The following is a 7,496-nucleotide window of genomic DNA, read 5'->3' as shown; positions in this document are numbered from 1 at the left end:
TTAATTGGGTCAACAGGTAAAAGATGAGTAATTTGACTCATTGACAATAGTGCTTTTAGCTTAACTTGTGAGTAATGGGTGCGCCCCTAGGCACCCGGAAACCTGATTTTAATCAAAAATGTAGTTAAAGTAACTAAAAATTATTAAGCGCTGTTTATGAAAAATAGTCGAGACTGTTTTTAGTTAGTAGTCTGAAGCCCTAGATTTTCCGTTGGTAGCGAACTTGCCTTGGAGCCTTGAAACCCTTATTCTACGGTTTGCTATCAAAAACTGTCCCAAGTATTGTATGAAAAGTAATTTAACTTTTGATAAATTGATAAATCGTGGTTAATATTTAACATTTGTAACTAAAGAAACATTTTTTAGCCTACAGGGGTAATACCGTAGAAAGATGTCATTTTATGCGGAAACAGCGAGGATCAGCGTGTAATTATAAGGCAAGGGAAACCAGAAACATGAATTCTTTATTCAACTGGGTTTTCCTGGGACTTTAAGCCAAGTTTGAGCCGAGAATAGCAATGATTATTTTTGCTTATGTCTTGGTAGCACTTGTTTTATAGTTTTTGAACGGCAAACTTTGTAGAACCAAAATCAGCTTTAACGACTGCTGCTACCTCAGTAATTGGTAATTGGTGAAAATCTCATTCGTCCCTGTTACCCGTTAGATATTCCGAGCAGTAGCTCTAAGGCTCTAAAAGTTTAATGTGGGATGTTGGCAAATTACCGTTACTGTAAAACTCTGGAGTGTTAAATATGCTAAAACAAATGTGTTGGTTGCCCAGACTCGGAGGCAATGGAGAAAAGATATTGCACTTGCGTACCGATGCCCGTCAGGCGTGGCGCCCTTATACAGCTTTTCCGCAGTTTGCTGTATCCGACTACCGGGAACCGGGCGGTTCTAAGGGATGGGCAACTTATCAGAGGCTGAGAGTTCAAGGGTGGAATTTAATATCGACTGAAGAAGGGCAGCAGTCGATTTTTGGCGAACAGAAAAGTGCTTAAAAAATCTAAAACCGCAGCAATAAAAGAAGAGGTAAAATCCTCTTCTTTTTATTAGTTTTGGAGACAGCAACTGGGCTTTTAACCATCCTAGTTGGTAGAAGGGGTAAGGTGTAAATTGCTCACCCTACATAATTTTAAGAAGTTTGCCAGTTGCAAGTAAATTAGGCGGCCGCCGTTTCTCTCTGGGCTGTAGTTGCTACGTTATGGAGCACCGGCTGGCGAGTTCTCAAGTTAAACCGGTATCCGTGGGGGAGGATGTGCAACTTGGCGCCGCAAATCGCCAAAGCCTCATCCTTCAAAAGTCCATCTAGATTGTCGTGGAGTTTTTCCGACTCGTCGATGACAGTTACAGCGCTTTCGCCAATCACTTCCAACTCGTCACCGTTGACTAAAATAGCTGTATTTTCGTCAATACCAAATCCCAACACCGCAGGTTGCAGCAAGAGTGCCGAAACTAAGCGTCCCAGACGACCTCGCTGGGCGAAATGCTGGTCGATGACAACTCCTGGAAGGAAGCCCATTCCCGGGCCCATTGCTACCACATCAACGCGGGGATTTGTCTCCGAGTCTCCTTCAATAATCATCATGTCTGGCATCATTGCTGCGCCGGCACTGGTGCCGCCAATGATAATCCCTTCAGAGTAGCGTTTGTGCATTGCTGCGTCGAGTTTTGTGTCTTTCAAGCAGCTAATAATCCGCGCTTGATCTCCGCCGGTAAAGAATATGCCAGTGGCTTGTTCGATCGCTTCTAAATAATCTGGATTGTCGGCATCTTCGGGTCTCTGGGTGTCAACAACTCGCACATCTTCAGCGCCGAGTCGCTCAAACACTCGGATATAATTATCTCCTACTTCTCCCGGCAGGCTTGTGGCAGCCGTCATGACAACAATATGAGCTTTAGTGCCTCCGGCGCACCGCAAGAATTCCCGCAGAATTTTGCAGTCCCCCTCTTTGTCTTCGGCGCCACCAATAATTAGCAACTTCCCCTGAACTTCGTTGCTCGCCATATTATCTCCACTTTTAATTTATTAAATTTCACTAAAACACAAAATTCCTTTTTCCGAAAACTGCCAAAAGGTATATATAGATACAAAAAAATCTCCGACTTCTACCCCTCCAGGACGCACACAGCAAGGGTGATGTGGGTGTTTACTAATCCTCGATATCGACAAAACAAACTTACCCCCCCTAACAGGAGATAGGAGGGGTCAAGAAATGAGCTTAAACTACGGGGCCCACGCGCGCGCGGTGATCAATCCGGTTTCTGATCGGATTCTTCGCTAATCCTCCTCTGATTGCTCGTAGAAATCGGGTTGATGAGCGTAAGTCCTCAATTAGTCCGATCGCCCGTTAGTGCGATCGCTCGATCAAATTGCTCAATATGGTACTCGCCCGTTCTAAAGGTAGGTGTCTGGGTTTGCCGTTCCAGACAATCTGATATTCGTTGCTGTTTTGACCATCGCCGTAGCCAGAAATTAGCTTCCGGTGAAATGCTTCCTCAGCTAAGTGGTGAACTTTTTCCCTGAGAGCAGTTTGTGCGATTTTCATAATTTGCTGCCTCTTAAATTTTCTTTCACTGTCATAAACAATTATAACTACCCAGTGTACCTCTCAAAAGTTATAGCTTTTTTTCGGCAGGGGGAAAGAAGTAGTCATTAGTCATAAGTGCTTAGTTATCAATGCTTAGTCATCAATGCTTAGTCAGATGTTGGAGGAAGAAGGAATATTTTCCCACTCTCACCTTCTCCCCCTCTCCCCATTTCCCCTACTCTGCCACTCCCCCTATCGGGCAATACTGAAGGCAGAATTGGTCGGAGTATTTGTCTCACTGCTGGAATATCTATGCCCGCAGGTAGTATCCCATGCACTAACTATAAAGTTACCGTAAAAAATTAGCTCAAAGGAGGTTAGAAAATGCTGCAAGAAAAAAGCACCGAAACAGCCCGCGTTAATGCTCGAAAAACCGATATTTTCGATGTTTTTAACTTCAAACACTATATGGGACCCAACCCTTATTTAGACACCGCGGCTTTGGTTTTTGATTTAGCGTTAACGGGCGCGAGCGAACCTTTGCCGATCGCACATTACCAGAAAATTATTGGCGATCGCTACCCGCAACTACTGCACGAAAATTTCTCGAACCATGCCCAACTGTTCGGCCGTACCGCCTCAGAAGTAGCCAAACTCGACATGGGTTTGCACTTCCAACACTGGAACATCAAGCCGTTTTCTCACTTTAACAGAATCAGCATAGAAGCACTTCACGCCCGCACCGCCCGAGCCGTAGTTTACGCAGTTTGGGATTGGTTTGAAGCCATCAATCAAAATCAAGACTTTCCCTTGGAAGCGCAAATGGGCGCGCTGCAAAATATGTTCCGGCAGTCAGTTTACGGAGGCCCGACAGTTTATTCGTTAATGCGATCGGCATCCCAAAAAGGCATTCCCGCATTTTATTTGTGGGATGAAGGACTAATGCAATATGGGTACGGTAAAAAACTGGTTCGTGGCTCTGCAACTACCTTTGATTCTGACAGCCATTTAGACTCAGATTTTACCACCCGCAAAGACGATTGTAAAGCTTTTCTCGCTACATTAGGATTTCCTGTTCCCAAAGGCGATATCGTCTCCACAGAAAACGGAGCTCTGGCAGTTGCTAAAGAAATTGGCTACCCAGTTGCTATCAAACCAGTAGTCGGTCATAAAGGAATTGGCGTAACAGCAGATGTCCGGGAGCCCGATGAATTGCAGGCGGCTTTTAAAAGAGCAGTTAAGGCCATTCCCGAAACAGACCCGGTACGAGTAATTGTGGAAAACAGCATCAAAGGATCGGATTTTAGGCTGCTGTGCGTTGACGGCAAATTTGTTTCTGCAACTGAACGCCGGCCCGCTTCGGTAACAGGTGATGGCGACTCAACAATTCGCGAATTGATCCGCCGTGAAAACCGCAAACCAGAACGTTTGGATACGCCAACTTCGGCGATGAGCAAAATTCAGTCCGACGAAGCGATGGAAATGTATCTGGAAGAACAAGGGCTGTCATTGGATAGTGTGCTAAGTCGCGATCGCACTGTGTTTCTACGCAAAGTCGCTAATCTTTCCGCAGGCGGTGTCAGCATCGACGCTACCCGCACTATTCACCCGGATAACATTGTTTTGGCTCAAGATATCGCCCTACATTTTCGGTTAACTTGTTTGGGGATTGATGTGGTAACAGAAACTCTCGCCAAATCTTGGAAAACAGGTAATTTTGGGATTATCGAGATCAATGCCGCGCCGGGAATTTTTATGCACCTCAACCCCGCTGTCGGCGAAGGCGTTGATGTGCCTTCCCATATTATCGAAACTTTCTTTGACTCCGGAAAATCCGCCAGGATTCCGATTATTACTTTCAACAGAATTTCGGTACACGACCTACAAGAAACTATCGACCATATTCTGTTGCAGCATCCCGATTGGACAATCGGTGCTGTTTGTCGCGGGGGACTTTTTGTTAACCGTTCTGAAAAAGTTTTGAATAAGAATTACCATCTGAACTTGCAAAGTTTGCTCCGGAATCCCAAGCTAGATTTGTTAATTGCTGAATATCCCGAAGATATTTTGGAAGCTGAGGGAATGTTTTATCGGGGCAGCAATATGGTGGTGCTGGACAATCCGGGAGAAACTGAGATGATGTTGGTCAGAGAAAGCACTGATGACGATACTGTTGTGGTGAGGGAAGGAAGTAGTATTTCTATTCGCCGCCAGGGATTGATCGAACAGTATACTCTGGGGGATGATGAACCGTTTACACGGGTTTATTTGAAGGAAATAGGGACTGTTTTGTAAGCTGTTCCAAAATTAAGTTGGCTTTGTAGGGTGGGTATTGATTACCCGCCCCACCAGATCAAGGTTTTTTCTCGTTCCCAAGTTCTTCCAGGGCAGGAACTTGGGAGCGCCCAGATGGGAACTCGCTTCGTTACACTTAGTTACAATTGGTTTCAATTCCTCAGTCGTGGATGCACTATTCGTTAAAACCCGGTTTCTTCCCAACTTCTAGTTACCACACCAATATTTTCGGAGAAATTGGGTTTCTCAAGGTAAGTTCTATTTCTGCGATCATAAGTTTTTAGACAATCTCGTTTCTGCGCTGTCCTTCGTGCTATCAAGGAATTTTACAAGTCTTTAAAAAATTGCACTTCGGTAGCAGAAGGTGTGGAAATATGAATTTTGCGAGCAACTGGTTTAATTCGCTGACCGAAAGTTTACTGTCGCATCGTCGTTACATTCCAGCAGCCTTGACTCTTTGCACAGGTACGAGTTTGTCATTGGCAGCCGCAGCAGTCGTGTGGGATTCGGAAAACGAACGAATGCAAGCTGAATTTCATCAGCAAGCCGATCGCCTGAATGCGGCATTGCAACAAAGCATCAATAAAAATTTAGAAGTTCTGTACTCACTTGAAGGATTCTACAGGGCATCTACTGAAGTTACCCGACAAGATTTTAAGCAATTCGCTCAACCTGCACTTGCCCGAAATACTGCTATACATTCTGTTAACTGGATTCGGCGCGTGCCGGCCGCCCAAAAAGCAGCTTACGAACGGACAATTCGAGCCGAAGATTTTCCGGCATTTCAAATTTACGAACGAACTCCTGACAAAAAGCAGGTCAAACCAAAAGCGCGATCGGAATACTTTCCCATTATTTACAGAGAAGCATTAGAAGAAGATAACAAAGCGATCGGTTTTGATGTTGCCTCCAGCCCCGAACGCAAAGCAGCTTTAGAGAAATCGGTGAATACCGGGAAAATAGGCGCTTCCGCGCGGATTAGATTAGTCAGCAACAATCAACCGGGATTGCAAGTATTTCTACCAGTACGCCGCCGCACAAATTCTCTAGATAACTCGGTCAACGGACGCCAAAACCTAATGGGAGTTATTGCGGGTCTGTTTCAGATCACCAGTATGGTCGATTCCTCTTTAGAATCGCTAAATTTAGACAAGATTAATTTTTACCTCTATGATAACTCTGCTATAGAGAAAGAACGCTTTCTGGTGCGCTACGACTCACAAGATAAGCAGTTGATAGATAACCCAAAAAACGAAAAGCCAGAGTTAGCTAATTTGCGGGGAAAAATCTGTCAATATCCGAGTGCTTGCACTCGCCTATTTAACGTAGCAGACCGCCAGTGGAAGCTGCTAGTTTTGCCTGGGAAGGGGTACCAGAGTATGAGGACGCATCAGGGTTCGCTGGCAATTGGTGCGATCGGGCTATTGATGACTGGCAGCTTGACGATTTACCTGTTGATGTCTCTAGAACGTACTGCAAAAGTAGAACAGCAAGTGTACGATCGCACAATTCAACTAAAAGATCGCACCGCTGAACTAGAAACGGCACTAAAAAATTTGCAGGAAGCTCAATTTAAACTAATCCAAACTGAAAAAATGTCAAGCTTGGGGCAGTTGGTGGCGGGAGTTGCCCACGAAATTAACAATCCTGTCAACTTCATCTCTGGCAACCTGATCCATACAGGCGCATATACTCGAGACTTGCTGGAACTTGTGGAAATATATCAGCAGCAATATCCCAACCCAACGCCCGAAGTGCAAGCGAAACTAAAAGATATTGATTTGGAGTTTATCAGTGAAGACTTGCCTAAAATCCTACAATCTATGAACATGGGAGCTGAACGGATCAGCAATATCGTGCTTTCTCTGCGGAATTTTTCGCGCTTGGATGAAGCTGAAATGAAGTCGGTTGACATTCACCAAGGCATTGACAGCACCTTGATGATTTTGGATAGTAAGCTGAAACCCCAACCTGGTTTTCCGGGCATTGAAGTCATCAAAGAATACGGAAACTTGCCCTTAGTGGAGTGCTGGGCGGGACAATTAAATCAGGTATTTATGAATGTTTTGAGCAATGCCATTGATGTTTTACATGAAGAAAAGAGTTACATTTTACCAAATGGTAAAAATCCCTATGATGCGACTTTTTTACCTAGGATTCGGATTCGTACTGAACTTTTAAATCCTAATTGTGTATGCGTGCGAATTGCTGACAATGGAGCGGGCATGACGGAGAATGTAAAAAAACGTTTGTTCGATCCGTTTTTTACTACGAAGCCTGTAGGCAAAGGTACGGGCTTGGGATTGTCGATCGGCTATCAAATAGTGGAAAAACATAAAGGTTCGCTCAGGTGCGTATCGGCTCCGGGAGAGGGAAGTGAATTCTGGATTGAGGTGCCGGTGCGGCAACAGTCTAAGCAGTCTGTTTCTAAGGTTTCACCTGCGGTAGGTGCCAGTTGGAATTAGCGGGAGAAATCTCGCTTCTAGCTGAGTCTTACTGGGAGCATCTCATATCAATTCCGGTTGCACCGTCCGTGATTATTGACTGTTGACTGTAGAAGGAGGGGGGGGAAAACTCAATGGTTGAGTGTTAACTAGACCTCTTGCAAAATAATTTTATGCTATAATGAAGGGTTTGGCTGAAGTGGAGCAGATTGCAGGTTATAGCTA

General features: G+C 44.8%; 5 protein-coding genes. 3 read left to right on the top strand and 2 right to left on the bottom strand.

Annotation, left to right across the window (positions count from 1 at the left end):
* Positions 1-753 precede the first annotated feature (753 nt).
* Positions 754-1,002 carry a hypothetical protein gene (locus QUA25_RS28180; protein WP_333042956.1) on the top strand — a complete coding sequence of 83 codons (249 nt, stop codon included), beginning with the start codon at positions 754-756 and terminating at the stop codon, positions 1,000-1,002.
* Between the two features lie 161 nt (positions 1,003-1,163).
* On the opposite strand, the gene QUA25_RS28175 is transcribed toward QUA25_RS28180, so the two are convergent.
* Both QUA25_RS28175 and QUA25_RS28170 read right to left on the bottom strand, forming a co-directional pair.
* Positions 1,164-2,009 carry a cyanophycinase gene (locus QUA25_RS28175; protein ID WP_333042954.1) on the bottom strand — a complete coding sequence of 282 codons (846 nt, stop codon included), beginning with the start codon at positions 2,007-2,009 and terminating at the stop codon, positions 1,164-1,166.
* 343 nt (positions 2,010-2,352) lie between these two features.
* Positions 2,353-2,550 (bottom strand): hypothetical protein, encoded by a 198-nt coding sequence (locus QUA25_RS28170; protein WP_015175364.1) that lies wholly within the window; start codon positions 2,548-2,550, stop codon positions 2,353-2,355.
* Between the two features lie 366 nt (positions 2,551-2,916).
* On the opposite strand from QUA25_RS28170, the gene QUA25_RS28165 reads away from it, so the two are divergent.
* On the top strand, positions 2,917-4,827 hold the full coding sequence (locus QUA25_RS28165) for an ATP-binding protein (RefSeq protein WP_333042951.1): 1,911 nt from the start codon (positions 2,917-2,919) through the stop codon (positions 4,825-4,827).
* A gap of 374 nt (positions 4,828-5,201) precedes the next feature.
* A complete protein-coding gene (locus QUA25_RS28160) occupies positions 5,202-7,292 on the top strand; it encodes a CHASE domain-containing protein (RefSeq protein ID WP_333042950.1) in 2,091 nt (696 codons plus the stop codon).
* The last annotated feature ends 204 nt before the right edge of the window (positions 7,293-7,496 follow it).

This window comes from Microcoleus sp. Pol17C6, from assembly GCF_036701145.1.
In the GTDB taxonomy this organism is placed as follows: domain Bacteria; phylum Cyanobacteriota; class Cyanobacteriia; order Cyanobacteriales; family Microcoleaceae; genus Microcoleus.
Note: the sequence above shows the minus strand (reverse complement) of the source record. Positions and strands in the feature narration are given on the sequence as shown.